Source organism: Peribacillus sp. SIMBA_075 (assembly GCF_046534585.1).
Genome location: NZ_JAWRYN010001046.1, coordinates 1 through 255, shown reverse-complemented (window position 1 = coordinate 255; position 255 = coordinate 1). Strand labels below are relative to the sequence as shown.

General features: G+C 51.4%; 1 protein-coding gene. It reads right to left on the bottom strand.

Features of this window, described 5'->3' with window-relative positions; translation table 11 throughout:
- Positions 1-255: LysR substrate-binding domain-containing protein (locus tag SB775_RS31485; protein WP_410865209.1), on the bottom strand; the 255-nt coding region annotated here is incomplete at both ends.

Sequence of the window (255 nt, the reverse complement as noted above, 5' to 3'; positions counted from 1 at the left end):
ACCGTGAGCAAGGACGATATGTGGTTCCCTTCCCACAATCGACCAGTTTAGCTTGCCTGGGGGCAGGGTGGTGAATGGGTGGTGGGGAGGGACGACAAGACGCAGCGTATCTGTATGCAAATGATACGAGTCAATCAGCGGATGTGAAACGGTACGAACGAGACCAAAGTCTGCTTCCTTGCTCAAGACTTTTTCCATGACGTAGGCAGAAGACCCGACTAGAATTCGCAGATTGACACCAGGGTATTTTTCTCG